This is a genomic window from Streptomyces sp. NBC_00005 (assembly GCF_045160215.1).
In the GTDB taxonomy this organism is placed as follows: Bacteria; Actinomycetota; Actinomycetes; order Streptomycetales; family Streptomycetaceae; genus Streptomyces.
On sequence record NZ_CP108316.1, the window covers coordinates 7,124,419 to 7,150,656 of the forward strand.

The following is a 26,238-nucleotide window of genomic DNA, read 5'->3' on the forward strand; positions in this document are numbered from 1 at the left end:
CCCCGTTCCGAGGGCGCTCCAGTGCCGGGCGCCTACAGCGCCTGCAGCCAGCCCGCCTCGCGGGCTATGCGGATCGCGTCCAGCCTGTTGCGGGCGTTGAGCTTGCTGACGGCCGACGTCAGATAGTTGCGCACCGTGCCGGAGGAGAGGTGGAGCCGGGAGGCGATGTGCGACGGCTCGTGGCCCTCCGCCGCCAGTTGCAGCACCTCCCGCTCCCGGTCGGTGAGCGGCGACGGCCCGGAGTCCAGGGTGGCGAGGGCGAGTTCGGGGTCGATGACGCGCTCACCCGCGGCGACCTTGCGGATCGCCTCGCACAGCGCGTCCGGGTCGGAGTCCTTCGGCAGGAAGCCGGAGACATGGGCGGCCAGCGCCCGCCGCAGGTTCCCGGGCCGGCCGAGGCTGGTGAGGATCAGGGTGCGGCACTCCGGCACCGAGGTGTGCAGCGCGGCCGCGGCCGTGATGCCGTCGGTGCCGGGCAGGTCGATGTCGAGAACGGCCACATCCGGTCGCAGGGCGAGAGCGGTCGGCACGATGTCCGAGCCGGACGACAGCTCCGCCACGATCTCCAGGCCCGATTCCAGCTGGATCAGTGAGACCAGTGCCTTGCGCAACATGTGCATGTCTTCGGCAATCAGAACTCGTACCACTTAGGCCCCCCGAGCCTCAGTTGAGTCAGTCTCGGCCAAGTATGCCGTAAGTCGTGGCCAAAGCTGATGGCCTGAACCCGACCCGGTGCGACACCCATGTTCGCGGCTCCTCCACCCAAGATCCAGCAATCCTCCAGCCTGCCCTCTCATCCTCCCTGCCGCCCGGCCGCCGCACGGCCGGAGGCGAAGGGAGAGGCGACCGAGATGAATGGACCGCGCGGCTTGAAAGGTGTGCTCTGACATGGCACGACGGAAGCGTCCCGGCCACTGGCGCCGCCGGCTCGGCCGCTGGCTGCGCCCGGTGGGCGAGGCCCTCATGATCTACGGCGGCGTCGACCTGTACCTCACGGCCGCGGACGGCACCCGGGCCAGACTCCGCGGCCTCGACGACGGCTTCCGGCTGATGGTCGCCGCCGACGCGGACGGCCCGCCGCCCGGCCACCCGGAACGACTGCGCCCCGACGAACCGCTCAGCTCGCAGGAGCTGGCGCTGCTGCACGACCTGCTCGACGGGGCGCCCGGATTCCGTAGGTGAGCGATCCCGGAGGTGACCAGCACAGTTGATCTTCAAGCGTCCGTTTAGTACCGGCGCGGAGAGTGGGGTGGACAGACATCCGTGCCGACGCAGGGGGAGCAGAGGGATGACACCAGCGAGGAGCTTCACACATGCTCTGGCACAACGGTTCGCCGCGAGTGCCCAGGACACCGCTCTGCTCTGCCTGGACGAGGCGGGCCGGCCCACCGGCCGCACCTATCGCGAACTCGACGCCCGGGCCCGCGCCGTGGCCGCCGCACTGGACGGCCGCCGGGTCGCGGGCGCCCCGGTCCTGGTCGTCACCGACAGCGGACCGGACACGGTGGCGGCCCTGCTCGGCTGCCTGTACGCCGGTGCCGTCGCGGTCCCCGTACCGCCGCCGGACGCCTCCCGTGCGTCCGCCGAGCGCACCGCCGCCATCGCCGCGGACACCGACGCCACACTGCTGCTCACCCACTCCGCGCACGCCCCCGAGTTCTCCCGCCGCCTCGCCGGCGCCGGCCGCTCGGCGGTGGTGACGCTCGCCGTGGACAACCTGCCCTCCGGTACGGCCGACCGGCGACCGCCCGCGGCCGAAGCCGCCGACACCGCCCTGATCCAGTACACCTCGGGCAGCACCGCCACCCCGCGGGGCGTCCGCATCACCCATGCCAATCTGCTCGCCACCATGGAGAGCCTGCGCCGGGCCCTGCGCACCGACCGCACCGACCGCATCGGCGGCTGGCTGCCGCTCCACCACGACCTGGGCCTGGTCGGCCAGCTGCTGCACCCGCTGTGGCTCGGCGCCACCGCCGTCCTCATGCCCCAACAGCTGTTCGCCGCCGACCCGTTGCGCTGGCTGCACGAGGTCGCACGGCACGGCGTCACCGTCACCGCCGCCCCCGACTCGGCGTACGCCCGCTGCCTGGCCGCCGTCACGGACGCCGACCTCGCGGCACTCGACCTCGGCCGGCTGAACCTCGCCGTCAACGCCTCCGAACCCGTCTCCGCCGTCACCCAGGCCGCATTCACGAACCGCTTCGCCGCCGCGGGCCTGCGCCCCGAGGCCCTGGTCACCGGCTACGGGCTCGCCGAGGCGACCCTGCTGGTCAGCGTCGGCGGTTCGGGTCCCGCGACGAGGGCCACCGTCGGCGCCGAGGACCTGGAGCGAGGCGCGCTCAACCCGCCGGTCCCGGGCCGCCCGGTGCGCACGGTCGTCGGCAGTGGACGCCCCGCCTCGGTCACCGTACGCATCGTCGACCCGGCGAACTCGGCGGTGCTGCCGGACGGTTCGGTGGGGGAGATCTGGGTCCGCGGCGAGACCGTCGCCGCCGGCTACTGGCGCCGGCCCACGGAGACCGCGGCCTTCGGCGCCGCAACGGCCTGCGGCCAACGAGGCTTTCTGCGCACCGGCGACCTCGGCGCCCTGCTCGACGGCGAGTTGTACGTCACCGGCCGCATCAAGGACGCCCTCCTGGTCGACGGCCGCACCCTGCACCCACAGGAGGCCGAACGCCAACTGGCCCGCTGCGGCGCCCCGTTCGGCTCGGCGGTGGTGCTCTCCGCGCCCGCCGAGCGGGAGCAGATCGTGGCCATCCAGGAGGTCCACGGCACCGGCTGGAACCCCCGCCAACTGGCCGACCTGGCCGACCGGGTGCGCGGCTGCCTGCACGGCGAGTTCGGCGCCGAACCGGGCCGAGTCCTCCTGGTCCGCCCCGGCACGGTACGCCGCACCACCAGCGGCAAGGTACGCCGCTCCCTGATGCGCGACATGTACCTCAGAGGCGAACTGCACCCCCTGTACGCCCAGGCGACAAAAGAAGACCCGAGCCCATGACCCCACCACACCTGGCCCCCGAACCCACCATGACCCCGACCACCCCGCCCGATCCCAACACCCCACCCCCCACCGACATCCACCACCGAGCCGCCCGCCTGGAACGCCGTCTCGGTGACCCCGGTGACCCCGCCAACCCCCTCGGCTTCCGTGCCCTGCTGTCCGCCGATGACGGTTGCGAACTGCTCGCGGAGGCCGAGGAGTTGCTCGACGGAGAGGGGTTCGGGGGCGAGTTGGTGCCGGTCGGGCTGGGTGGGCGGCTGTGTGACGCCGACGGGCTGGTGCGCATGTTGCGGCCGGTCTTTCGGCGCGACGTCGCGCTCGGGTTCGGGTACGGCATCACCTCGTTGTTCGCCGCCGCGCCCGTCTTCGCCGCCGGTTCGCCGAGTCAGCAGGCCTCCGTGGCCCGGCTGCTCGGCTCCGGCGGGCGGGCCGCCATCGTCCACCGTTCCCTCGCGCACGGCACCGCGATGCTCCGCGGCGAGGTGGAGGCGATGCCGTACGGCGACGGACATCTGCTGCGCGGCCGCAAGGACGTCGTCATCAACGCCGAGCGGGCGGGCGCGATCGTCGCCTACGTCCGCACCGACCCGGCCCCCGGCTCCGCCGCCCACTCGGTGTTCCTGCTCGACCCCGGTCAACTCCGCGGCGCCGGGCTCCGGTTGCTCACCCGGCGCCCCACCACCGGCATGCGTGGCTGCCGTTTCGCCGGCTACGAGTTCGAGGACTGCCGGGTGCCGGGCGACACCCTGGTCGGCGCGGAGGGCACCGGCGTACGCCTCGCCCTGCGCACCTTCCAGCTCAACCGCACCCTCATCACCGGCGCGGTGATCGCCTCCGTGGACACGGTGCTGCGCTCCGCCGTACGCGCGGCGCTCGCCACCGGCACCCTCGGCCGCCGCCAACGCGGCGTCCTGGCAGGGGTGTTCGCGGACCTCCTGGCCGGCGACAGCTGCGCCACCGCCGTGGCGCGCGCCCTCTCCCTGCTGCCCGCCAGCGCCCACCTCGCAGCCGCCGGGCTCAAGTACCTCGTACCGGACCTGCTCCGCGACGACCTGGAGGAGCTGGCCACCGTGCTCGGCGCCGGCGGCTACAGCCGCGACACCGACCAGGGCATGCTCTCCAAACTGCTGCGCGACCTGCCCGCCGCCGGCCTCGGTCACGCCGGCACCGCCTCCTGCCAGGCCGTCGTGATCCCCCAACTGCCCCTGCTGGCCCGCACCTCCTGGGGCACGGAGGCAGAGCCCCCGCCCGCGCTGTTCCGCCCCGAGGCGCAGATACCCGCCCTGGACCTCGGCGCCCTCCAGGTCGCCGGCGGCGGCGACTTCCTGGCCGCCGCCCTCAGCGCCTCCACCGCCCGCCTCGCCGAGAACGGCGCCCCGGGCCCGTACGGCGAAGTCCTTCGCGCGACGGCCGTCGCTTTCCGCGACTGCCTGCTCGACCTGCGCGGCAGCTGCCGCGCCCTGGAACCCGGCGACCGGGCGGCGCTCACCAGCCCCGTCATGCCCGCGCTCGCCGACCGGCACGCCGTGCTCTGCGCGGCCGGCGCCGCCCTCGCCACCTGGGAGCAGCGCGCCGACGGTTTCCTCGCCGACCCCGCCTGGCTCGTCCTCGCCCTGCACCGGCTGGGCCGCCGCCTCGGCCTCACCCTGCCGCCCCTCCCCGCGGACTGCGTCGACCGCGTCACGGAGGAACTGCTGGCACGCTTCCGGGCCGGCCGCGGTTTCGATCTCCACGACGCACCCCTGGCGGAAGCAGGTACCCCGTGAACAGTCCCGCCGTAGCCCCACCCCTCCTCATGCCCGGACCGGACAGCCCCTGGAGCCGGGTCAGGCAGTCGATGGCCTGGCACGGCCACGTCGTCGTCCACGCGTCCTGGCACGACTGGCTGCCCGCCACCCTCGCCGACCCCCGGCTGCGCCCGCTGCTCGGCACCCGCGACTGGCAGCGACTGCACGCCCTGACCGACCCCCAGGCCCGCGACCGCTTCGCCGCCTCCCGCCTGCTCCTCAAATACACGGCGGGTGCCGCCCTGCAGACCCCGCCGGACGCCGTGGAACTCGCCTCCAAGGCGGGCGGCCGACCGTATCTGCGCGGCTGCGACCAGATCGAGGTGAGCCTCAGCCACACCGGCGACCTGCTGGTGGTGGGCCTGAGCCGGCGCGGCCGGATCGGCGTCGACACCGAGCGGGCCGACCGCCGCATCCAGTACTCGGCGGTCCAGCGGCACCTGTGCACCCCGGACGAGCGCCGCCGCCTCGCCACCCTGCCCCCGGACGCGCAGCAGCACGACCTCGTGAACACCTGGGTCCTGAAGGAGGCCTACACCAAGGCGCTCGGGCAGGGCATGCGGATGGGCTTCACCCAGTTCGGCTTCGACGCGGACCACTCCACCCTGCTCACCCCGCAGGGCGCCCCCGCCTCGCACGGCGAGTGGTCCTTCGCCACCTTCGAACTGCCCGGCGGCCACCTGGTGGGCGTCGCCTGCCACGACGCGGGCCACGGCGACGACGGCGACACCGCGGTCTCCACCATGCTCGACGAGGGCTTCCTCGGGGAGGTCGTCGACCTGATGGGCCGCGCCGCCCGCTGACCGCACGACGAAGGCCCCGCCTCGTACCCCTGGGGAAGGGGACGGTGGCGGGGCCTTCGGTTCAAGCTGCCGGATCCGCGCCCGCGTGGCGAACGCAGGCCGCGCGCGGATCCTTGAGGTGCCGGTCGGGAGCGGATGAGAGAGGGCCCGCTCTGGGTCCTTCCGGCGGTTCGGTCCCGTAGGACCGGTCGGTCCCGTGGGACCGGTCAGATCAGAGAGAGGTTCAGCCCTTGAGGGAAGCGACCTTGGAAGCAAGCGCCGACTTCTTGTTGGCGGCCTGGTTCTTGTGGATGACGCCCTTCGAGACGGCCTTGTCGAGCTGACGCGCGGCAGCGCGCTGGTACTCGGTGGCCTTCTCGGCGTCACCCGCGGCAGCGGCCTCGCGGGCCTTGCGGATCGCGGTCTTCAGGGAGGACTTGACGGCCTTGTTGCGCAGCCGGGCCTTCTCGTTGGTCTTGATCCGCTTGATCTGGGACTTGATGTTCGCCACGAATGAGCCTTTTCAGGTTCTGGCACGGGGCCGCAGGGGACCCGCACCGGTGAATTTCTGGAGAGTGCCTCGCGCTGAGAGGGCATGAGGCACAGCCACCCAGGCTACCAGTGGCACCGCCGACCGCCCAAAACGGTTCCCGGTCGCCGCCCGTGGGACCATGGAGCCTACGTATCGATCCGACCCGAGGCACAAGGCGCCTCAAGAGACAGGACCCTGCGTGCCCGCGACCCCTAACAATGTGCCCGAGCCGAGCCGTACCGCCCCGGCTCTGATTCGCAATTTCTGCATCATCGCGCACATCGACCACGGCAAGTCCACGCTCGCCGACCGGATGCTCCAGCTGACCGGCGTCGTCGAGCAGCGGCAGATGCGTGCTCAGTACCTCGACCGGATGGACATCGAGCGCGAGCGCGGCATCACGATCAAGTCCCAGGCGGTGCGCCTGCCCTGGGCTCCGACCCACGAGCCCGGCAACACGCACATCCTCAACATGATCGACACCCCGGGGCACGTCGACTTCACGTACGAGGTCTCGCGGTCGCTCGCCGCCTGCGAAGGCACCGTCCTCCTCGTCGACGCCGCCCAGGGCATCGAGGCCCAGACCCTCGCCAACCTCTACCTGGCGATGGAGAACGACCTCAAGATCATTCCTGTACTGAACAAGATCGACCTGCCCGCCGCCCAGCCGGAGAAGTTCTCCGAGGAGCTCGCCAACCTGATCGGTTGCGACCCCGAGGACGTCCTCAAGGTCTCCGCCAAGACGGGCCTGGGTGTCGAGGCGCTTCTCGACAAGGTGGTCGCCGAGATCCCGGCCCCGGTCGGTGTCGCCGACGCGCCCGCGCGCGCGATGATCTTCGACTCCGTCTACGACTCCTACCGCGGCGTCGTGACGTACGTACGAGTCATCGACGGCCAGCTCAACAAGCGTGAGCGGATCCGGATGATGTCCACCGGCGCGACGCACGAGCTGCTGGAGATCGGTGTCTCGGCGCCCGAGATGAAGTCGGCCGACGGCCTCGGCGTCGGTGAGGTCGGCTACCTCATCACCGGTGTGAAGGACGTCCGCCAGTCCAAGGTCGGTGACACGATCACCACCCTGCACAAGGGCGCCACCGAGGCTCTCGGCGGTTACAAGGACCCGAAGCCGATGGTCTTCTCGGGTCTGTATCCGCTGGACGGCTCCGACTACCCCGAGCTGCGCGATGCCCTCGACAAGCTTCAGCTCAACGACGCCGCGCTGGTGTACGAGCCGGAGACCTCCGCCGCCCTCGGCTTCGGCTTCCGCGTCGGCTTCCTGGGCCTGCTGCACCTCGACGTGATCCGTGAGCGGCTGGAGCGCGAGTTCGGCCTCGACCTCATCGCCACCGCGCCCAACGTGGTCTACCGCGTGGTCATGGAGGACGGCTCCGAGCACACGGTCACCAACCCGAGCGAGTTCCCCGAGGGGAAGATCGACGACGTGTACGAGCCCGTCGTACGCGCCACGATCCTCGCGCCCTCCGAGTTCATCGGCTCGATCATGGAGCTGTGCCAGACCCGGCGCGGCACCCTGCTGGGCATGGACTACCTCTCCGAGGACCGGGTCGAGATCCGCTACACCCTCCCGCTCGCGGAGATCGTCTTCGACTTCTTCGACCAGCTGAAGTCCAAGACGCGCGGTTACGCCTCCCTGGACTACGAGCCCACCGGCGAGCAGGCCTCCAGCCTGGTCAAGGTCGACATCCTGCTGCACGGCGACAAGGTGGACGCCTTCTCGGCGGTCACGCACAAGGACGCGGCGTACGCGTACGGGGTGCGGCTCGTCGCCAAGCTGCGTGAGCTCATCCCGCGACAGGCCTTCGAGGTGCCGATCCAGGCCGCCATCGGCTCCCGGGTGATCGCCCGCGAGACCATCCGCGCCATCCGCAAGGACGTCCTCGCCAAGTGCTACGGCGGCGACATCTCCCGCAAGCGCAAGCTCCTGGAGAAGCAGAAGGAGGGCAAGAAGCGAATGAAGATGGTGGGTTCCGTGGAGGTTCCCCAGGAGGCCTTCATCGCCGTGCTCTCCAGTGATGACAGCGCGGGGTCGGGCAAGGGCAAGAAGTAACCACGGGTAACAACGGGATACAACGAGGGCCCGTCGCGAAGTGCGGCGGGCCCTTGGTGCGGGAGCGGTCGCTCTCTGTACGAATTGAACCCTCCTCCGGCCGAAGCCGGGGGATTCCTGGCTCACGCTGCTCGGCCACTCGACGAGCGGTCGGGTCTTACGCGATCAGCACCAGCCGGGTTGGAACCAGCCCGGTTGACAGCAAGTGTCAAGGAGTAGCGCGTGCTTGGCTCTCGCGACGCACTAGACGCAGCGTAGCCGGTCCGAAGGTGAAGAATCCGGGGATTCGCAAGATCGCAGACCGTCGCCTCTTACGTAGGGGCCGGTCGCGCCTTACTCTGATCCCTGCTCGATAGTTACTCGCGAGTTAAACAACGCCTCGCGGGTAGAAACCAGCCGCACTGAGCCAGCCGCGCTGCCGCGGGCCCCGGAGGATGTCGTGAGCGACACACAGACACTGATCGAGAACCGTCCGCCGAGCGTGGCGGCCCTCTTCCTGGAGCGCGTTGCCGCCACACCGGATGCCGAGGCATACCGCTACCCGGTGGCGCCCGCCTCCGGTGAGGGCCCCGACGACTGGAAGGCGCTGAGCTGGGCGCAGGCCGCCGAGCGGGTCTACTCGATCGCCGCCGGTCTGATCGAACTGGGTGTGCAGCCCGAGCAGCGCGTCGCGCTCGCCGCCTCCACCCGGGTCGAGTGGCTCCTCGCCGACCTCGGCATCATGTGCGCCGGGGCCGCCACGACCACGATCTACCCGCAGACCAACGCCGACGAGTCGGCGTTCATCCTCTCCGACTCCGAGAGCCGGGTGCTGATCGCGGAGGACGCGGCCCAGCTCGCCAAGGCGGTTGAGAAGCGCGCCGATCTGCCCGAGCTCACGCATGTCGTCGTGATCGACCCGGCCGGGGTCGAGACCAGCGACTGGGTCCTCACCCTCACCGAGCTGGAGGCCCGGGGCGCCGCCCGGCTGGAGAAGGACCCCGACCTGATCAGGGAGCGGGTCGGCGCGATCACCAAGGACCAGCTCGCCACCCTCATCTACACCTCCGGCACCACGGGCCGCCCCAAGGGTGTGCGCCTGCCGCACGACAACTGGTCGTACATGGCGAAGGCGATCGCCGCGACCGGCCTGATCAGCACCGAGGACGTGCAGTACCTCTGGCTGCCGCTCGCGCACGTCTTCGGCAAGGTGCTCACCTCCGGCCAGATCGAGGTCGGTCACGTCACCGCCGTCGACGGCCGCGTCGACAAGATCATCGAGAATCTGCCGATCGTGCAGCCGACGTACATGGCGGCCGTCCCGCGCATCTTCGAGAAGGTCTACAACGGGGTCGCGGCCAAGGCGAAGGCCGGCGGCGGCGCCAAGTACAAGATCTTCCAGTGGGCCGCCGAGGTCGCCCGCGAGTACGCCAAGGCCTCGCAGGACAACTTCCGGCGCACCGGCACGGCGTCCGTCCCCTTCGCGCTCGGCGCCAAGCACAAGGTCGCCGACGCGCTGGTCTTCGCCAAGATCCGCGAGGCGTTCGGCGGCAACCTGCGGGCGTGCGTCTCCGGCTCGGCGGCGCTCGCCCCGGACATCGGCTACTTCTTCGCCGGCGCCGGCATCCACATCCTCGAGGGCTACGGCCTCACGGAGTCCTCCGCGGCCTCGTTCGTGAACCCCGGCGAGGCGTACCGCACCGGCACGGTCGGCAAGCCGCTGCCCGGCACGGAGGTGCGCATCGCGGACGACGGCGAGATCCTGCTGCGCGGCCCGGGCATCATGGAGGGCTACCACGGGCTGCCCGAGAAGACCGCCGAGGTGCTGGAGTCGGACGGCTGGTTCCACACCGGTGACATCGGTGAGCTGTCCCCGGACGGCTACCTGCGCATCACCGACCGCAAGAAGGACCTCATCAAGACGTCCGGCGGCAAGTACATCGCGCCGGCCGAGGTCGAGGGCCAGTTCAAGGCGGTGTGCCCGTACGTCTCCAACATCCTGGTGCACGGGGCCGACCGGAACTTCTGCACGGCGCTGATCGCTCTGGACGAGCCGTCCATTCTCGAGTGGGCCAAGGAGAACGGGCTCGAGGGCAAGTCGTACGCCGACGTGGTGGCCGCGCCGGTCACGGTCTCCCTGATCGAGGGGTACGTCAAGGAGCTCAACGCGGGGCTCCAGCGGTGGCAGACCGTCAAGAAGTTCCGGCTGCTGCCGCGGGATCTCGATGTGGAGCACGGGGAGATCACGCCGAGCCTGAAGCTGAAGCGGCCGGTTGTCGAGCGGGAGTACAAGCACCTCATCGATGAGATGTACGCCGGTTCGCGCGAGGCGTAGGGGACAAGAGGCGTAGGGGATGAAGGGGCGTCAGAGCCGGCCCCTGCTCACCAGTTGACGTAGCTCCCGGACCTGTGTGCGCAGTGCCTCCAGGTCCGGGGGATCGTCGCCGTCGAGCTCGGCCTCCAGTTGCGCCAGCCGCATGGTCACCTCCCCGTACTCCGTCTGCTCCTGCGCCAACAGGCGTTCCAGTTGCAGGTTCTTGCGGTGGAGGTCGAGGAAGACGGTGACCTTCGCCCGCAGGACCCAGGGGTCGAAGGGCTTGGTCAGGTAGTCCGCGGCGCCGGTGGCGTAGCCGCGGAACGCGTAGCCGGAGTCGTCCTCCGCGCCGGTCAGGAAGATGATCGGGACGTCCTTGGTCTGGTCGAGCCGCTTGATGTTCGCGGCTGTCTCGAACCCGTCCATGCCCGGCATGCGGACGTCGAGCAGTACGAGGGCGAAGTGCTGGCGCAGCAGCGCCTTCATCGCCTCCTCGCCCGAACGCGCGCGTACCAGTGGCTCGTTGAGGGACCCCAGGACGGCCTCCAGCGCGATCAGGTTGTCCTCCATGTCGTCCACGAGGAGGATGCTGGCGCGCTCGCGAGTCGTTGCCTCAGCGCTCATGGTGAGTGTGCCTCATTCGGTATTCGGCGGGATCGCCGCTTCCTCGGTCGTACCCGGCTCCGGGGCAGCGGTGTCGGTGGTCTCGTCCACGCACTCCGGATCGAGGAGTGTGCAGACGACCGTCAGCAGCTGGTCGACGTCCACCGGCTTCGGTACGTAGTCGTTCGCACCCCGCGCGATGGACTTCTCGCGGTCTCCGGGCATCGCCTTCGCGGTCAGGGCGACGATCGGCAGTCCGGTCCAGCGGGGGGTGCGGCGGATGGCGGCGATGGTCTCGTACCCGTCCATCTCCGGCATCATGATGTCCATCAGGACGAGTTCGACGTCCGGGTTGCGCTCCAGGGTCTCGATGCCCTCGCGGCCGTTCTCCGCGTACAGGACCGGCATGCCGACGCGGCCGAGGACATGGGTGAGGGCGAAGACGTTGCGGATGTCGTCGTCGACGATCAACACCCGTCGCCCGGGCAGCACTTGACCCGCCCGGCCGGTCTTCCACGCCTCCAGTTTGGTGGGGGCCGGCCAGGAGTCGTCCACATCGTGCGCGGCGGTGAACGGCTCGGTCGACAGCTGCTCCGGCATCGGCAGCTGACGGTCCTCGGTGGTCGGCCCGGTCGCGAGGTGGCCGGGGCTGACCACGGGGACGTACAGCGTGAACGTGGACCCCTTGCCGGGCTCGCTCTCGGCGACGATACGGCCGCCGAGCAGGCCGGCGATCTCCCGGCTGATGGACAGACCGAGGCCCGTGCCGCCGTACTTGCGGTTGGTGGTGCCGTCGGCCTGCTGGAACGCCTCGAAGATCACCGGGAGTTTCTCGGTGGCGATGCCGATACCGGTGTCGGTGACGGCGAAGGCGATCACGTCGACGCTGTCGTGGACCTGGGGGTGCTCGGGGTCCTTGATCCGGTTCACGCAGAGTTCGACCCGGCCGGTCGCGGTGAACTTGATCGCGTTGGACAGGAGGTTGCGCAGGATCTGCTGGAGTCGCTGTTCGTCCGAGTACATCTCACGCGGCACGTCCTCGCCGACCGACACCTCGAAGGCGAGCCCCCGGTCGAGGGTGAGGGGGCGGAAGGTGGCGTGGACGTAGTCGAGGAGTTTGATGAGCGGCAGCTTCTTCGGGCGTACGTCCATCCGGCCGGCCTCGATCTTCGACAGGTCCAGGATGTCGTTGATCAGCTGGAGGAGGTCGGAGCCCGAGCGGTGGATGGTCGTCGCGAACTGCACCTCCTGGTCGGAGAGATGGCCGTCCGGGTTGTCGGAGAGCAGCCTCGCCAGGATCAGCAGGGAGTTGAGCGGGGTGCGCAGCTCGTGCGACATGTTCGCCAGGAACTCCGACTTGTACTGGGAGGAGGTCGCCAACAGGGCTGCCTTCTCTTCCAGTTCGGCGTTGGAGCGCTGCAACTCCGCCTGTTGCTTCTGGAGTTCGTCGGAGCGTTCCTGCAGCTGCATGGCGAGGCGCTGGGACTCGCCGAGCAGGGACTCCGTACGGGAGTTGGCGATGATCGTGTTGATGGCGACGGCGATGGTGTTGACGAACTGGTCGAAGAACGCCAGGTGCACGTCGGAGAAGCGGGAGAAGGAGGCCAGCTCGATCACGCCGAGGAGCTTGTCCTCGAAGAGGATCGGGATGATGACGACGCTCGTGGGCGCCGCCTCGCCGAGCCCGCTGTTGATCTTGATGTAGTCCGGCGGGGCCTCCTCGACGAGGATCCGCTTCTTCTCGCGGGCCGCCTGCCGGACCAGGCCGTGCACGGGGAGGCCGCCGGTCTCGACGGTCGCACCCTGGGCCGAGCCGTACCCGGCGATGAACGCGAGCCCCTTGGTGGGCACGGTGGTGCGCAGCGAGGCGCTGTCCTCGCCCGGGTCGGCCAGGAAGAACGCGCCGTACTGGGCGTTCACCAGCGGTGTCAGCTCGCGCAGCAGCAGGTCGGCGACCTCCATCAGGTCGCGGTGGCCCTGCATCAGCGCGGCCAGCCGGGCCAGGTTGGACTCCAGCCAGTCCTTGGCGCGGGTGGTCTCGCGGAGGTTGGCCACCATCAGGTTGATGTTGTCCTTCAGCTCGGCGACCTCGCCCTGGGTCTCCACGCTGATGGAGCGGGACATGTCGCCCTGGGCCACCGCGGAGGCGACCTCGGCGATCGCGCGGACCTGGGTGGTCAGGTTCGACGCGAGTTCGTTCACGTTCGTCGTCAGGCGCTTCCAGGTGCCGTACACGCCCTCGACCCTTGCCTGGCCGCCGAGTTGACCCTCGGAGCCGACCTCGCGGGCCACTCGCGTGACCTCGGAGGAGAAGGAGGACAGCGTGTCGACCATCGTGTTGATGGCGGTCTTCAGCTCCAGGATCTCGCCGCGCGCGTCGACGTCGATCTTCTTGGAGAGGTCGCCGTTGGCGACGGCCGTGGTCACCTGGGCGATGTTCCGCACCTGCGAAGTGAGGTTGTCCGCCATGTAGTTGACGTTGTCGGTCAGGTCCCGCCACACACCGGAGACACCCAGCACCTGGGCCCGGCCGCCGAGCCGTCCGTCGGTGCCGACCTCGCGGGCCACGCGGGTCACCTCGTCGGCGAACGCGCGCAGCTGCTCCACCATCGTGTTGACGGTGTCCTTCAGCTCCAGGATCTCGCCGCGCGCGTCGACGGTGATCTTCTTGGACAGGTCGCCGTTGGCCACGGCGGTCGTCACCTGGGCGATGTTCCGCACCTGCGAAGTCAGGTTCAGTGCCATGAAGTTGACGTTGTCGGTCAGGTCCTTCCAGACGCCCGACACGCCCCGCACCTGTGCCTGGCCGCCGAGGTTTCCCTCGGTGCCGACCTCGCGGGCGACCCTGGTCACTTCGTCCGCGAAGGCGGACAGCTGGTCCACCATCGTGTTGATCGTGGACTTCAGCTCCAGGATCTCGCCCTTCGCCTCGACCGTGATCTTCTTGCCGAGGTCGCCCTGTGCCACGGCGGTCGAGACGAGCGCGATGTTGCGGACCTGCGAAGTCAGGTTGTCCGCCATGAAGTTGACGTTGTCGGTGAGGTCCTTCCAGACCCCGGAGACCCCTCGCACCTGGGCCCGGCCGCCGAGGTTTCCTTCCGTGCCGACCTCGCGGGCGACCCTGGTCACTTCGTCCGCGAAGGCGGACAGCTGGTCCACCATCGTGTTGATAGTCGACTTCAGCTCCAGGATCTCGCCCTGTGCGTCGACCGTGATCTTCTGGCTCAGGTCGCCGTTGGCGACGGCCGTGGTCACCTGGGCGATGTTCCGCACCTGTGAAGTCAGGTTCGAGGCCATGAAGTTGACGTTGTCGGTCAGGTCCTTCCAGACCCCGCTGACACCGCGCACCTGGGCACGGCCGCCCAACTGGCCCTCGGTGCCGACCTCGCGGGCGACCCTGGTCACCTCGTCCGCGAAGGCGGACAACTGGTCCACCATCGTGTTGACGGTCAGTTTCAGTTCGAGCAGCTCGCCGGTCGCCTCGACCGTGACCGTACGGGTCAGGTCACCGCGGGCCACCGCCGTCGTCACCAGTGCGATGTCCCGCACCTGGGCGGTCAGCCGGGACGCCATCGTGTTGACGGCCTCGGTCACGTCCCGCCAACTGCCGGAAAGGCCCGTCACCTTGGCCCGTCCGCCGAGCCGCCCCTCCGTGCCCACCTCGCGCGCGACCCGGGTCACCTCGCCCGTGAACAGCGACAGCTGGTCGACCATCTTGTTCACGGCGCGGCCCAGCCGCCGCAGATCACCTCGCAACTGCCGGCTGCCGTCGTGCAGGTCGACCCGCTGGGTCAGATCGCCGCCGGCCACCGCGTCCAGTACGCGCGTCGCATTGGCCGCCGGGGCCACCAAGGCGTCCAGGATCTGGTTCACGTCGTTGACCCGGGAGGTCCAGGCGCCCTGTCCCGGGCTGGCCGAGACCCGTTCGTCGAGTCGTCCGTGCCGCACCAACTCCCGCTTCACGCGCTGTGCTTCTGCATTGAAGTGCGTGCTGCGGTCCATGATCTGGTTGAAGACGGCGGTCATCTCGGCCACCACCCCGTGGCCCGTCTCCGGAACCTTCGTGAAGTCGCCGTCCCGGGCGGCGGTCATCGCGGCGAGCAGCGGGCGTAGCTCCGATGCTCGGACTTGTTCCGGTTTTTGTCCGTCTTCGAGCACACGCGTAGCACTGTTCTCACTCATGGCGGCCCACTTCGGTAACTCGGCGCTTATGGGCGTGGCCAGTCTGTCACTCTGTCCGCATTGACTGAGGCGTATTCGTCCGAACTGCTCGGGGAGCTGGACATGGGGGCCATTCCGACGCAACGGGAGACCGCTTCCTGTGCCTGCGATGCGCCTGCGCATCCGCACACGACCGCACACGGAAGCACGGACCGGTGTGCGCGGACGTACACGACGCTGCCCGGCAGCCCCCTCGCACCGGGTTCCGCCCGCGCGCTCGTGCGGTCCGCGGTCTCCGACTGGGCCGAGGCCCGCGTTCCCGGCGCCGAACACCTCACCGCCCGCCTCGCCGACGACGCCGTGCTGGTCGTCAGCGAACTCGTCACCAACGCCGTCGTGCACGCGGGCACCGAGGTCGAGGTGGAGTGCCGCCTGGAGGAGGGGGACCGAGCGCTCGTCCTGGAGGTCTCCGACCACCACCCCTCCCGCGCGCCCCGCGACCCGGACGCCGAAGTGCCGTACGAGACACCGGAGTACGGCCGCGGACTGCGCCTCGTCTCCACGCTCGCCGAGTCCTGGGGCGTGACGTTCCGCAGGGGCGTCAAGACCGTGTGGGCCCGGCTGCCCGCCGAGCGGAACACGGTCCGCGGCGAGACCGAGGCGTACGCCGGCCGGTACGCCCTGGAACGCGGCCTGCGCGCCGCCGAGATACTCGCGCCCGACCCCCAGCGCGCCGAGCGCGACCGGGACTGGCTCCACCGGGGCGCCCTGTCGTTCCTCGCCGAGGCCTCCGACCTGCTGGCCGGGCAGCTCGACGAGAACCTGGTCGCCGCGCTGGCCGGACAGCTGATCGTGCCGCGGCTGGCCGACTGGTGCGCGGTGTGGCTGGAGGACGAGGTCATGGGGCGCTGGGGCTCCCCGCGCTCGGGCGGAGCCGAGAACGAGGGCGGCTGGGCGGCCGACAGCACCTCGGGAACCGGGCCCCGGCTCGCCCGCGTCTGGCACGGCAGCGAGAACCGCATCGAGCAACTGCGGCAGGCCCTGGAGAAGGAACCGCCGTCACCGCCCGAGACGTTGAGGTCCGGACCCGTTCCGCACCCCTGGCCCGGCGAGGCCCTCGGCGTGCGCGACGAGCACGGCACGGCGCTCGCGTACCGCCTGATCGCGGGCGGCCGCCCGCTCGGCACACTCGTCATCGGCCGCGCCGGTCTGCTGCGCTTCCCCGACGAGGTCACCGGCCTCGTCGAGGACCTCAGCCGCCGGGTGGCCCTCGCCATCGGCGCGGCCCGCCAGTACGCCCGCCAGGCCACCATCAGCCAGGTCCTGCAGCGCGGCCTGCTGCCCGCCGCCGTCGCCGAGATCCCCGGCGTACGCAGCGCCCTCGTCTACGAACCGTGCGACAAGGGCGGCCCCAGCGGCGACTTCTACGACCTCTTCCCGGCCGGCGACGGCCGCTGGTGCTTCGCCATCGGCGACGTCCAGGGCAAGGGTCCCGAGGCCGCCGTGGTCATCGGCCTGGCCCGACCCTGGCTGCGCCTCCTCGCGCGCGAGGGCTACGGCGTCGCCGACGTCCTGGACCGCCTCAACCGCCTCCTCCTGGACGACGCGACGGAGGCCGCGGACGCCGCCGCCCGGGCACTGGTGCGACCGCCCGCCCCCGGCGACGGCCCGCAGACCCGCTTCCTCTCCCTCCTCTACGGCGAACTGGCCCCCTTCGACGGCGGCATCCGCTGCACCCTCGCCTCCGCCGGCCACCCGCTCCCGCTGGTCCTCGGCCCCGACGGGGACGTCCGTACGGCCGCACGTCCGCAGACCCTGCTCGGCGTCATCGAGGACGAGACGTACGTCAGCGAGACCATCGAGCTGCGCCCCGGCGACAGCCTCCTGTGCGTCACGGACGGTGTGACCGAGCGCCGCGACGGCTCCCGCATGTTCGACGACGCCGACGGGCTCTCGACCGCCCTCACCGGGTGCGCGGGGCTGAGCGCCGAGCTGATCGCGGAGCGCATCCGGAGGCTGGTGCACGAGTTCGGCGGGAGGCCGCCGGAGGACGACATGGCGCTGCTGGTGCTGCAGGCGGAGTAGGGATCTCCGTGGGTGCTGGACAATGGAGGGCATGCCCTCCGCACTCCCCGACGGCGAGCCGGTCCCCGACGACGGCGCGCTCCCCGCGTCCGCGCTCGCCGGTTCGGCCGACCGCCCCCTCGGCTTCTACCTGCACGTTCCGTACTGCGCGACCCGCTGCGGCTACTGCGACTTCAACACCTACACGGCCACCGAACTGCGCGGCACGGGCGGTGTCCTCGCCTCCCGGGACAACTACGCGGACACCCTGATCGACGAGGTCCGCCTGGCCCGTAAGGTCCTGGGCGACGACCCGCGCCAGGTCCGCACGGTCTTCGTCGGCGGCGGTACGCCGACCCTGCTGGCCGCGGACGATCTCGTACGCATGCTGCACGCGATCCGCGACGAGTTCTCTCTCGCGCCCGACGCGGAGATCACGACGGAGGCGAACCCGGAGTCGGTGGACCCGGCGTATCTGGCCACGCTCCGGCAGGGCGGCTTCAACCGGATCTCCTTCGGCATGCAGAGCGCGAAGCAGCACGTACTGAAGGTCCTGGACCGCACGCACACGCCGGGCCGCCCCGAGGCGTGCGTCGCGGAGGCCCGCGCGGCCGGCTTCGAGCACGTCAACCTGGACCTGATCTACGGCACCCCGGGGGAGTCGGACGACGACTGGCGGGCGTCCCTGGAGGCGGCGCTCGGCGCGGGCCCCGACCACGTCTCGGCCTACGCCCTGATCGTCGAGGAGGGCACGCAGCTCGCTCGTCGTATCCGCCGCGGCGAGGTCCCGATGACGGACGACGACGTCCACGCGGACCGCTACCTGATCGCGGACGAGGTGATGTCGGCGGCGGGCTTCGACTGGTACGAGGTCTCGAACTGGGCCACCTCCGAGGCGGGCCGCTGCCTGCACAACGAGCTGTACTGGCGGGGCGCCGACTGGTGGGGCGCGGGGCCCGGGGCGCACTCGCACGTGGGCGGGGTGCGCTGGTGGAACGTGAAGCATCCGGGCGCGTACGCGGGGGCGTTGGCGGCGGGGAGGTCGCCGGGGGCGGGCCGGGAGCTGTTGTCGGAGGAGGACCGCCGGGTGGAGCGGATCCTGCTGGAGCTGCGGTTGCGGGAGGGGGTGCCGTTGTCCTTGCTGCGGGAGGAGGGGCTGGCGGCTTCTCGGCGGGCGCTGGGGGAGGGACTGCTGCAGGGCGGGCCGTATGAGGAGGGGCGGGCGGTGCTGACGCTGCGGGGGCGGCTGTTGGCGGACGCGGTGGTGCGGGACTTGGTGGATTGATCACCCGTGGGGGTGGTTGGCCCCGGGTGGGCCCTTGCGGGGGTGTGTCCCGTTCTTAGGGTGCCGCCATGGACGACCGACAGATGATCGAGTTCTTCGGCACGCTTGACGTCCCCGAGGGCGTGAGGGCCGAGCTCTTGCGAGGGGACGTCGTTATGACGAGGTCCCCGGACCTGGTGCACAACTGCACGGTGACGGACGTCCAGGATGGTGTTCCGCGGAGCCGCTGGCAGCGGCTGCAGCGCCAGTACGTCGAGATGCACCGGGAGACGAGTGAGCCCGTCCCGGACATCGTGGTGCTCGAACGGGGTGCCGGGCCGGACTCCGGCCGCCTCGTACCGGCCGAGGCGGTCACCATGCTCGCCGAGGTCGTGTCCACGGCCAGTGCACACCGCGACTACGTGACCAAACGATCGATCTATGCCGGGGCAGGTGTACCGCTGTACCTGATCGTCGATCCGGCAGCGGCTGAATGCCTCGTACTCACCGAGCCGTACGGGAGCGGCGAGCGCGCCGACTACCGATGTCAGCGCAGCTGGAGATACGGGGAGACGCTCCTCCTGCCCGTGCTCGACACTGGCATCGATACCGCCGAGTTCAGGCCTGTCCAGGCGTCGTGACGAAGTCGATCAACTCCTCCACCCGCCCCAGCAACTCCGGCTCCAGGTCCTTGTAAGACCGCACCCGCCCCAGAATCCCCTGCCAGGCCGCCCCGGTGTTTTCCGGCCACCCCAGCGCCCGGCACACCCCCGTCTTCCAGTCCTGCCCGTGCGGCACCCGCGGCCAGCCTGCGATCCCCAGTGACGACGGCTTCACCGCCTCCCAGATGTCGATGTACGGGTGGCCGACGACCAAGGCGTGCTCGCTCGTCACCGCCTGCGCGATGCGCCACTCCTTCGACCCCGGCACCAGGTGGTCCACCAGGACCCCCAGCCGTGCGTCCGGCCCCGGTGCGAATTCGGCCACGATCGACGGCAGGTCGTCCACGCCCTCCAGGTACTCCACGACCACGCCCTCGATGCGCAGGTCGTCGCCCCACACCCGCTCGACCAGCTCCGCGTCGTGCCGCCCCTCGACGTAGATGCGCCCGGCCCGGGCCACGCGCGCGCGTGCGCCCGGGACGGCGACCGAACCGGATGCCGTACGGGTGGGACGTGCCGGAGCGGACGAGGACGGGCGGACGAGCGTCACCACCCGTCCCTCCAGGAGGAAGCCCCGCGGCTCCATCGGGAAGACACGGTGCTTGCCGAAGCGGTCCTCCAGGGTCACCGTGCCCGCCTCGCAGCGGATCACCGCGCCGCAGAAACCGGTGCCGGGTTCCTCGACCACCAGACCGGGTTCGGCCGGGACCTCCGGGACGGGCTTGGGCTTCTTCCACGGCGGGGTCAGGTCGGCGGAGTACTGGCGCATTCGGATGACGATAGGAGAAGCCGCCGGGCGGCGGTCACGACACGCCGAAACGCGCGGCCAGCTCGTCCCGCTGTGCCCGCACGAACCCCGCGTCCACCACCGCTCCGTGACCGGGCACGTACAGCGCGTCCTCGCCGCCGAGGTCCAGGAGCCGGTCGAGGGCGGCCGGCCAGTGCGACGGTACGGCGTCGGGGCCGGCCTGCGGCTCGCCGGATTCCTCGACCAGGTCGCCGCAGAAGACGACCTCCGGGGAGCCGGGGACCAGGACGACGAGGTCGTGGGCGGTGTGGCCCGGGCCCACGTTCGCGAGCAGGACCTGCCGCCCGGCGCCCAGGTCGAGGGTCCACTCGCCGGTCACGTGATGGCGGGGCGGCGCCAGCGCGTCGACCGCCTCCTCGGCCACGCGCGCGTCCAGACCGTTGCCCACGGCGTCGGCGCGCAGCTCCTCGCGCGCGTGCCGGGCGCCGAACACCGTGTCCATCCCCACCGGGCCGTACACCTCCGCGCCCGTGAACGCCGCCGCCCCGAAGACATGGTCGAAGTGCGGATGCGTGAGCGCGAGATGGGTCACACGGTGCCCGGCGATCTCCTGTGCCTCGGTGCGCAACCGAGCGCCCTCCGCGAGGCTCGACCCCGCGTCGATCACCAGCGCCGCGCCCTCGCCGACGACCAGCCCCGCAGTGCAGTCCCAGCCGGGAAGCCGGCAGCGCCCGACCCCGGCCGCGACCCGCTCCCACCCGAACTCTTCCCAAGTCACCCTCATACGGCGACGCTAACGGTGACACCCTTGAACAGCACGACGTCGCGGGACCGGCCTTGCCCGGGGCGTACCCCACCGCCGTACACTGGGCCGGGGAACGCTGGCACTCGGACGGACAGAGTGCCAGGCGACGGGCCTGGGGGACGACTTCTGGAGGTGTGCGCGATGCTGAGTGAACGACGGCTTCAGGTACTGCGCGCCATCGTCCAGGACTACGTCGGCACCGAGGAGCCGGTGGGGTCGAAGGCCCTGACCGAGCGGCACAACCTCGGGGTGTCCCCGGCCACGGTCCGCAACGACATGGCCGCCCTGGAGGACGAGGGGTTCATCGCCCAGCCGCACACCAGCGCCGGGCGGATCCCGACCGACAAGGGGTACCGCCTGTTCGTCGACAAGCTCGCCGGCGTCAAGCCGATGTCGGCGCCCGAGCGGCGGGCCATCCAGAACTTCCTCGACGGCGCCGTCGATCTCGACGACGTGGTGGCGCGTACCGTGCGGCTGCTCGCGCAGCTCACACGGCAGGTCGCCGTCGTGCAGTACCCGTCCCTGACCCGCTCGACCGTGCGGCACGTGGAGCTGCTCTCGCTCGCCCCCGCGCGCGTGATGCTCGTGCTGATCACGGACACCGGCCGGGTCGAGCAGCGCATGGTCGACTGCCCGGCGCCGGTCGGCGAGGCCTCGCTCGCCGACCTGCGGGCGCGGCTCAACAGCCGGGTCGCGGGGCGGCGGTTCTCGGACGTCCCCCTCCTCGTGGAAGACCTGCCCGAGGGCTTCGACCTCGAGGACCGGGGTACGGTCTCGACAGTGCTCTCCACTCTCCTGGAGACACTCGTCGAGGAGAACGAGGAGCGGCTGATGATCGGCGGCACCGCCAATCTGACCCGCTTCGGACATGACTTCCCCCTCACCATCCGCCCCGTCCTGGAGGCGCTGGAGGAGCAGGTCGTGCTCCTCAAGTTGCTTGGTGAGGCGGGGGATTCGGGCATGACGGTGCGCATCGGGCACGAGAACGCCTATGAGGGACTCAACTCCACTTCTGTGGTGTCGGTCGGTTACGGTTCGGGCGGCGAGGCAGTCGCCAAGCTCGGCGTGGTCGGACCGACCCGCATGGATTACCCGGGAACGATGGGAGCGGTACGCGCAGTGGCACGGTACGTCGGACAGATCCTGGCGGAGTCCTAAGTGGCCACGGACTACTACGCCGTTCTCGGCGTGCGCCGCGACGCGTCGCAGGAAGAGATCAAGAAGGCCTTCCGGCGGCTCGCGCGCGAGCTGCACCCGGACGTCAATCCGGATCCGAAGACCCAGGAGCGGTTCAAGGAGATCAACGCCGCCTACGAGGTGCTGTCGGACCCGCAGAAGAAGCAGGTCTACGACCTCGGCGGCGACCCCCTCTCGCAGGCGGGCGGCGCAGGCGCGGGCGGCTTCGGCGCCGGTGGCTTCGGGAACTTCTCGGACATCATGGACGCGTTCTTCGGTACGGCGTCGCAGCGCGGGCCGCGCTCGCGCACCCGCAGGGGCCAGGACGCGATGATCCGGCTGGAGATCGACCTCGACGAGGCGGCCTTCGGTACGACCAAGGACATCCAGGTCGACACGGCGATCGTCTGCGCCACCTGCAGCGGTGAGGGCGCGGCGCCCGGCACGACCGCTCAGACGTGTGACATGTGCCGCGGTCGCGGTGAGGTGTCGCAGGTGACGCGGTCCTTCCTGGGCCAGGTCATGACCTCGCGTCCGTGCCCGCAGTGCCAGGGCTTCGGCACCGTGGTTCCCACGCCGTGCCCGGAGTGCGCCGGTGACGGTCGCGTACGGTCCCGTCGCACCCTCACGGTCAAGATCCCGGCCGGTGTCGACAACGGCACCCGCATCCAGCTCGCGGGCGAGGGCGAGGTCGGCCCCGGCGGCGGTCCCGCCGGTGACCTCTACGTCGAGATCCACGAGCTGCCGCACTCGACCTTCCAGCGGCGCGGCGACGACCTGCACTGCACGGTCACCATCCCGATGACCGCCGCATCCCTCGGCACCAAGGTCCCGCTGGAGACGCTCGACGGCATGGAGGAGATCGACATCCGGCCCGGCACCCAGTCCGGCCAGTCGATCCCGCTGCACGGCCGCGGCGTCACGCATCTGCGCGGCGGCGGCCGCGGCGACCTCATCGTCCACGTCGAGGTCCAGACCCCGAACAAGCTGGACCCGGAGCAGGAGCGACTGCTGCGCGAGCTGGCCAAGCTGCGGGGCGAGGAGCGGCCCACAGGGCAGTTCCAGCCGGGGCAGCAAGGGCTGTTCTCGCGGCTGAAGGATGCCTTCAATGGTCGCTGACGCGAGCTGGGCGATGACTGCCGGGGGTCCGGGGGTCGTCCCCCGGGCAGACACAGTCAGCCGGGGCAGCAAGGGCTGTTCTCGCGGCTGAAGGATGCGTTCAACGGGCGCTGAGGTGGTGCTGGGGGCTGCCGCCCCCAGACCCCCGCTTCGGCCTGAACGGCCTCGTCCTCAAACGCCGGACGGGCTGAAAATACTGGCCGGCGTCCAGAGGTGCCGTAGGCCTATGCCTTGCCGAAGACCCGATTCGGACTTGTTCGGAGGACGTGACAACATGCCGTCATGTCCTCCGCACTGACCGATCTCTTCCCTCATCCGATCGTGCAGGCCCCCATGGCGGGCGGCGTCTCCGTGCCGCATCTCGCCGCGGCCGTGGCCGAGGCCGGCGGGCTCGGGTTCCTCGCCGCCGGGTACAAGACGGCCGACGGCATGTACCAGGAGATCAAACAGCTTCGGAGCCTCACGAGCCGCCCCTTCGGCGTGAACCTCTTCATGCCGCAGCCCGAATACGCGGACCCCGGCGCGATCGAGATCTACGCCCACCAGCTGGCCGGCGAGGCCTCCTGGTACGAGACCGAGCTCGGCGACCCGGACAGCGGCCGCGACGACGGCTACGACACCAAGCTCGCCGTGCTGCTCGACAACCCGGTGCCGGTGGTCTCCTTCCACTTCGGCGTCCCGAGCCGCGACGTGATCGACTCCCTGCACCGCGTCGGAACGTTCACCCTGGTCGCCGCGACCACCCCGGAGGAGGCCCTCGCCGTGGAGCGGTCCGGCGCCGACGCGGTCGTCACGCAGGGCATCGAGGCCGGCGGCCACCAGGGCACCCACCGCGACATCCCGGAGAACGACGGCACCGGCATCGGCCTGCTCTCCCTCATCGCCCAGGTCCGCGAGACCGTGAGCATCCCGATCGTCGCCGCAGGCGGCATCATGCGCGGCGGCCAGATCGCCGCGGCGCTCGCGGCGGGCGCGAGCGCGGCGCAGCTCGGCACGGCGTTCCTCGCCACGCCGGAGTCCGGTGCCAACGCCGTCCACAAGCAGGCGCTGACCAACCCCCTGTTCGTCCGTACGGAGTTGACGCGCGCGTTCTCCGGCCGCCCGGCCCGCGGCCTGGTCAACCGCTTCCTGCGCGAGCACGGCCCGTACGCCCCCGCCGCCTACCCGGAGGTCCACCACCTCACCTCGCCCCTGCGCAAGCAGGCCGCCGCGTCCGGCGACGCGCAGGGCATGGCGCTGTGGGCGGGGCAGGGTCACCGCATGGCCCGCGAACTTCCCGCCGGGCGGCTGGTGGAGGTCCTCGCCGCCGAACTCGACGCCGCCAAGACAGCGTTGTCGGGCAAGGGCGATCTGCGATGACCGCGCCGGTGTTCGTCGTCGAGTCCCTGGCGGGCGTGGGCGCCGGGGCGATCGTCGAACTGGACGGCGCCGAGGGGCGGCACGCGGTGTCCGTACGGCGGCTGCAGCCCGGCGAGGACGTGGTGCTGACCGACGGTCTGGGCCGCGGCGCCGCCGGTGCGGTCGTCCGCACGGAGGGCAAGGACCGCCTGTTCGTCGAGCCCTCCGAGTTCCCCTTCGAGCCCGAACCGGCGCCCCGTATCACCGTCGTCCAGGCCCTCCCCAAGGGCGACCGCGGCGAGCTGGCCGTCGAGACGATGACCGAGACCGGCGTCGACGCGATCGTTCCCTGGTCGGCGGCCCGCTGCATCACCCAGTGGAAGGGCGACCGGGGCCTGAAGGCCCTCGCCAAGTGGCGTGCCACGGCCCGCGAGGCCGGCAAGCAGTCCCGTCGGCTGCGCTTCCCGGAGGTCGCGGACGCGGCAACGACCAAGCAGGTTGCCGCACTTCTCGCCAAAGCCGACTTCGCCGCCGTACTGCACGAGGACCGCGACTACGGCAGCGAACCGCTGGCCACCGCCGAACTGCCCGCCGAGGGCGAGATCGTGCTGGTCGTCGGCCCCGAGGGGGGCGTCTCCCAGGACGAGTTGGCGCTCTTCGAGGAGGCGGGCGCGAAGGCGTACCGGCTCGGGCGTAGCGTGCTGCGTACGTCGACCGCCGGTACCGCGGCGACCGCCCTGCTCCTGGGCCGCACCGGCCGCTGGTCCTGAACCTCACAGGGGGAACACCGTGGAACTCGCCCAAGTCCGCCTCCTCGTCACCGACTTCGCCGCCTGCTACCGCTTCTACGCCGAGGTCCTCGGCCTCAAGCCGCAGTCGGGCGCGGCCGAGGGACCGTACGAGAAGTTCAGCGCGGCCACCGGTTCGGCGGGCATCGCCCTCCAGGACCGTTCGATGATGGCCGAGGTCCTGAACGAGCTGGGCGACACGGCAACGGGCCACCGCTCCCTGGTGGTTCTCCGGGTCGACGACCTCGACACCTACTGCGAACAGATCGCCACCCGGGGCGCCACCCTCGTCCACGGCCCGTCCCCCATGACGGACCGCATGCGGGTGGCGCACCTCAAGGACCCGGAGGGCAACGTGGTGGAACTGCAGGAGTGGTTGCTGCTGCGCGGCTGATCACTCAGGGGTGCGCGGCGGGCGCTTTCGTGACCGTATGCGCTCTACCGCGGAAGCGGACTCGGTGGCAGGCTGCCGTCCATGGGGGCGTTGAGGCGCATTTGGCGGCGGCCGCGGGGACGGCGGGCGGCGGCCGCGGTGGTGTTCGCTGTGCTGGCCGTCGGTGGAGCCGTCGCGTGTGATCCCGGCGGGCTGAACTCCGCGTCCGTGGCGTACACGACCGACCAGACCGCGACCAAGGAGCTGAAGCGGCAGAAGGTCGACGTGCAGTGGCTCAGCTGTACCGCCAACTACGGGAACAACAAGGTCTCCACGCCCGGCAAGTCGACGCCCTCGGCGAGCGAGACCACCATCGCCAACGTCGACTGCCAGGGGCAGACCAAGGACGGGCGGGAGATCACCGTCACCGGCAAGGTCACCCGGGCCGTCGACGGCGCCTGCGTACGCGGCGACCTCACCGCCAAGGTGGGCGGCAAGCAGTGGTTCCACGTCACCGGGCTCGGCAACTGCAACGCGACCCCGTCGCCCATCGTCAACAACCCGAGCAACGGCAACGGGCAGCAGCCCGGCCCCACCGTCACCGTGACCGTCACCAGGACCATCTGGTGCAAGGGCGACCCGCAGTGCCGGCCCGTCGAGGGCAAGTGATCCAA

Annotated in this window: 21 protein-coding genes; 15 read left to right on the forward strand and 6 right to left on the reverse strand. The window is 70.8% G+C overall.

The genetic code is table 11. The annotated features are described in order from the left end of the window. Positions 1 to 32: 32 nt before the first annotated feature. A complete protein-coding gene (locus tag OG303_RS32660) occupies positions 33 to 647 on the reverse strand; it encodes a DNA-binding response regulator (RefSeq protein ID WP_405872915.1) in 615 nt (204 codons plus the stop codon). 241 nt (positions 648 to 888) lie between these two features. Here OG303_RS32660 and OG303_RS32665 point away from each other — a divergent pair, with 241 nt between their 5' ends. From OG303_RS32665 to OG303_RS32680, 4 genes are all read left to right on the forward strand, one after another. After that, positions 889 to 1,182, forward strand: a complete 294-nt coding sequence (locus tag OG303_RS32665; protein WP_405872917.1) for a DUF6059 family protein — start codon at positions 889 to 891, stop codon at positions 1,180 to 1,182. Positions 1,183 to 1,288: 106 nt separating this feature from the next. Next, positions 1,289 to 2,998: a fatty acyl-AMP ligase gene (locus tag OG303_RS32670; RefSeq protein WP_405872918.1), complete on the forward strand. Its 1,710-nt coding sequence runs from the start codon at positions 1,289 to 1,291 to the stop codon at positions 2,996 to 2,998. Then, positions 2,995 to 4,767: an acyl-CoA dehydrogenase gene (locus OG303_RS32675; protein ID WP_405872919.1), complete on the forward strand. Its 1,773-nt coding sequence runs from the start codon at positions 2,995 to 2,997 to the stop codon at positions 4,765 to 4,767. Before OG303_RS32670 ends, OG303_RS32675 begins: the two co-directional genes overlap by 4 nt. Beyond that, on the forward strand, positions 4,764 to 5,591 hold the full coding sequence (locus OG303_RS32680) for a 4'-phosphopantetheinyl transferase family protein (protein ID WP_405872921.1): 828 nt from the start codon (positions 4,764 to 4,766) through the stop codon (positions 5,589 to 5,591). The genes OG303_RS32675 and OG303_RS32680 overlap by 4 nt, the downstream gene beginning before the upstream one ends. A gap of 223 nt (positions 5,592 to 5,814) precedes the next feature. Here OG303_RS32680 and rpsT read toward each other — a convergent pair whose 3' ends face one another. Next, positions 5,815 to 6,081 (reverse strand): 30S ribosomal protein S20, encoded by a 267-nt coding sequence (gene rpsT, locus OG303_RS32685; RefSeq protein ID WP_030042978.1) that lies wholly within the window; start codon positions 6,079 to 6,081, stop codon positions 5,815 to 5,817. A 220-nt stretch (positions 6,082 to 6,301) separates the two neighbouring features. Between rpsT and lepA the strand changes: the two genes are divergently transcribed. Further along, a complete protein-coding gene (gene lepA / locus OG303_RS32690) occupies positions 6,302 to 8,170 on the forward strand; it encodes a translation elongation factor 4 (protein WP_405872923.1) in 1,869 nt (622 codons plus the stop codon). Between the two features lie 439 nt (positions 8,171 to 8,609). Beyond that, positions 8,610 to 10,484, forward strand: coding sequence for an AMP-dependent synthetase/ligase (locus OG303_RS32695; protein WP_405872924.1), 1,875 nt, complete (start codon positions 8,610 to 8,612; stop codon positions 10,482 to 10,484). A 30-nt stretch (positions 10,485 to 10,514) separates the two neighbouring features. Here OG303_RS32695 and OG303_RS32700 read toward each other — a convergent pair whose 3' ends face one another. Continuing rightward, positions 10,515 to 11,087 carry a two-component system response regulator gene (locus OG303_RS32700; protein ID WP_405872926.1) on the reverse strand — a complete coding sequence of 191 codons (573 nt, stop codon included), beginning with the start codon at positions 11,085 to 11,087 and terminating at the stop codon, positions 10,515 to 10,517. A gap of 12 nt (positions 11,088 to 11,099) precedes the next feature. Continuing rightward, positions 11,100 to 15,248 carry a HAMP domain-containing protein gene (locus tag OG303_RS32705; RefSeq protein WP_405872927.1) on the reverse strand — a complete coding sequence of 1,383 codons (4,149 nt, stop codon included), beginning with the start codon at positions 15,246 to 15,248 and terminating at the stop codon, positions 11,100 to 11,102. Between the two features lie 102 nt (positions 15,249 to 15,350). Here OG303_RS32705 and OG303_RS32710 point away from each other — a divergent pair, with 102 nt between their 5' ends. The 3 genes from OG303_RS32710 (at position 15,351) to OG303_RS32720 (ending at position 19,196) form a co-directional block, all read left to right on the forward strand. Next, a complete protein-coding gene (locus OG303_RS32710) occupies positions 15,351 to 17,312 on the forward strand; it encodes a SpoIIE family protein phosphatase (protein WP_405877608.1) in 1,962 nt (653 codons plus the stop codon). Positions 17,313 to 17,343: 31 nt separating this feature from the next. Then, positions 17,344 to 18,576, forward strand: a complete 1,233-nt coding sequence (hemW, locus tag OG303_RS32715) for a radical SAM family heme chaperone HemW (RefSeq protein ID WP_405872928.1) — start codon at positions 17,344 to 17,346, stop codon at positions 18,574 to 18,576. A 68-nt stretch (positions 18,577 to 18,644) separates the two neighbouring features. Beyond that, the gene (locus OG303_RS32720) at positions 18,645 to 19,196 is read left to right on the forward strand and encodes a Uma2 family endonuclease (RefSeq protein ID WP_405872930.1); all 552 of its coding nucleotides are present in this window, start codon (positions 18,645 to 18,647) and stop codon (positions 19,194 to 19,196) included. Here OG303_RS32720 and OG303_RS32725 read toward each other — a convergent pair. Then, positions 19,174 to 19,986, reverse strand: coding sequence for a DUF3097 domain-containing protein (locus tag OG303_RS32725; RefSeq protein WP_405872932.1), 813 nt, complete (start codon positions 19,984 to 19,986; stop codon positions 19,174 to 19,176). The genes OG303_RS32720 and OG303_RS32725 overlap by 23 nt on opposite strands. A gap of 34 nt (positions 19,987 to 20,020) precedes the next feature. Next, on the reverse strand, positions 20,021 to 20,749 hold the full coding sequence (locus OG303_RS32730) for an MBL fold metallo-hydrolase (RefSeq protein ID WP_405872933.1): 729 nt from the start codon (positions 20,747 to 20,749) through the stop codon (positions 20,021 to 20,023). Between the two features lie 162 nt (positions 20,750 to 20,911). On the opposite strand from OG303_RS32730, the gene hrcA reads away from it, so the two are divergent. The 6 genes from hrcA (at position 20,912) to OG303_RS32760 (ending at position 26,233) form a co-directional block, all read left to right on the forward strand. Continuing rightward, on the forward strand, positions 20,912 to 21,928 hold the full coding sequence (gene hrcA, locus OG303_RS32735) for a heat-inducible transcriptional repressor HrcA (RefSeq protein WP_405872934.1): 1,017 nt from the start codon (positions 20,912 to 20,914) through the stop codon (positions 21,926 to 21,928). Further along, complete coding sequence (gene dnaJ, locus OG303_RS32740; protein ID WP_405872935.1) at positions 21,929 to 23,065, forward strand: molecular chaperone DnaJ; 1,137 nt, start codon at positions 21,929 to 21,931, stop codon at positions 23,063 to 23,065. Positions 23,066 to 23,347: 282 nt separating this feature from the next. After that, on the forward strand, positions 23,348 to 24,424 hold the full coding sequence (locus OG303_RS32745; protein ID WP_405872936.1) for a nitronate monooxygenase: 1,077 nt from the start codon (positions 23,348 to 23,350) through the stop codon (positions 24,422 to 24,424). Further along, the gene (locus tag OG303_RS32750) at positions 24,421 to 25,173 is read left to right on the forward strand and encodes a 16S rRNA (uracil(1498)-N(3))-methyltransferase (RefSeq protein WP_405872937.1); all 753 of its coding nucleotides are present in this window, start codon (positions 24,421 to 24,423) and stop codon (positions 25,171 to 25,173) included. Before OG303_RS32745 ends, OG303_RS32750 begins: the two co-directional genes overlap by 4 nt. A 19-nt stretch (positions 25,174 to 25,192) precedes the next feature. Further along, entirely contained in the window at positions 25,193 to 25,585 is a 393-nt protein-coding gene (locus tag OG303_RS32755) for a VOC family protein (protein WP_405872938.1), read from the forward strand. Between the two features lie 81 nt (positions 25,586 to 25,666). After that, positions 25,667 to 26,233: a hypothetical protein gene (locus OG303_RS32760; RefSeq protein WP_405872939.1), complete on the forward strand. Its 567-nt coding sequence runs from the start codon at positions 25,667 to 25,669 to the stop codon at positions 26,231 to 26,233. Positions 26,234 to 26,238 lie beyond the last annotated feature (5 nt).

Excerpts from the sequence above, each read along its gene's own strand:
- OG303_RS32705 (WP_405872927.1), bottom strand. The coding sequence starts at position 15,248 with ATGAGTGAGAACAGTGCTACGCGTGTGCTCGAAGACGGACAAAAACCG.
- hemW (WP_405872928.1), top strand. The coding sequence starts at position 17,344 with ATGCCCTCCGCACTCCCCGACGGCGAGCCGGTCCCCGACGACGGCGCG.
- OG303_RS32670 (WP_405872918.1), top strand. The coding sequence starts at position 1,289 with ATGACACCAGCGAGGAGCTTCACACATGCTCTGGCACAACGGTTCGCC.
- OG303_RS32745 (WP_405872936.1), top strand. The coding sequence starts at position 23,348 with ATGTCCTCCGCACTGACCGATCTCTTCCCTCATCCGATCGTGCAGGCC.
- OG303_RS32665 (WP_405872917.1), top strand. The coding sequence starts at position 889 with ATGGCACGACGGAAGCGTCCCGGCCACTGGCGCCGCCGGCTCGGCCGC.
- OG303_RS32675 (WP_405872919.1), top strand. The coding sequence starts at position 2,995 with ATGACCCCACCACACCTGGCCCCCGAACCCACCATGACCCCGACCACC.
- OG303_RS32730 (WP_405872933.1), bottom strand. The coding sequence starts at position 20,749 with ATGAGGGTGACTTGGGAAGAGTTCGGGTGGGAGCGGGTCGCGGCCGGG.
- OG303_RS32710 (WP_405877608.1), top strand. The coding sequence starts at position 15,351 with ATGGGGGCCATTCCGACGCAACGGGAGACCGCTTCCTGTGCCTGCGAT.
- OG303_RS32725 (WP_405872932.1), bottom strand. The coding sequence starts at position 19,986 with ATGCGCCAGTACTCCGCCGACCTGACCCCGCCGTGGAAGAAGCCCAAG.
- OG303_RS32700 (WP_405872926.1), bottom strand. The coding sequence starts at position 11,087 with ATGAGCGCTGAGGCAACGACTCGCGAGCGCGCCAGCATCCTCCTCGTG.
- hrcA (WP_405872934.1), top strand. The coding sequence starts at position 20,912 with ATGCTGAGTGAACGACGGCTTCAGGTACTGCGCGCCATCGTCCAGGAC.
- OG303_RS32760 (WP_405872939.1), top strand. The coding sequence starts at position 25,667 with ATGGGGGCGTTGAGGCGCATTTGGCGGCGGCCGCGGGGACGGCGGGCG.
- OG303_RS32750 (WP_405872937.1), top strand. The coding sequence starts at position 24,421 with ATGACCGCGCCGGTGTTCGTCGTCGAGTCCCTGGCGGGCGTGGGCGCC.
- OG303_RS32720 (WP_405872930.1), top strand. The coding sequence starts at position 18,645 with ATGGACGACCGACAGATGATCGAGTTCTTCGGCACGCTTGACGTCCCC.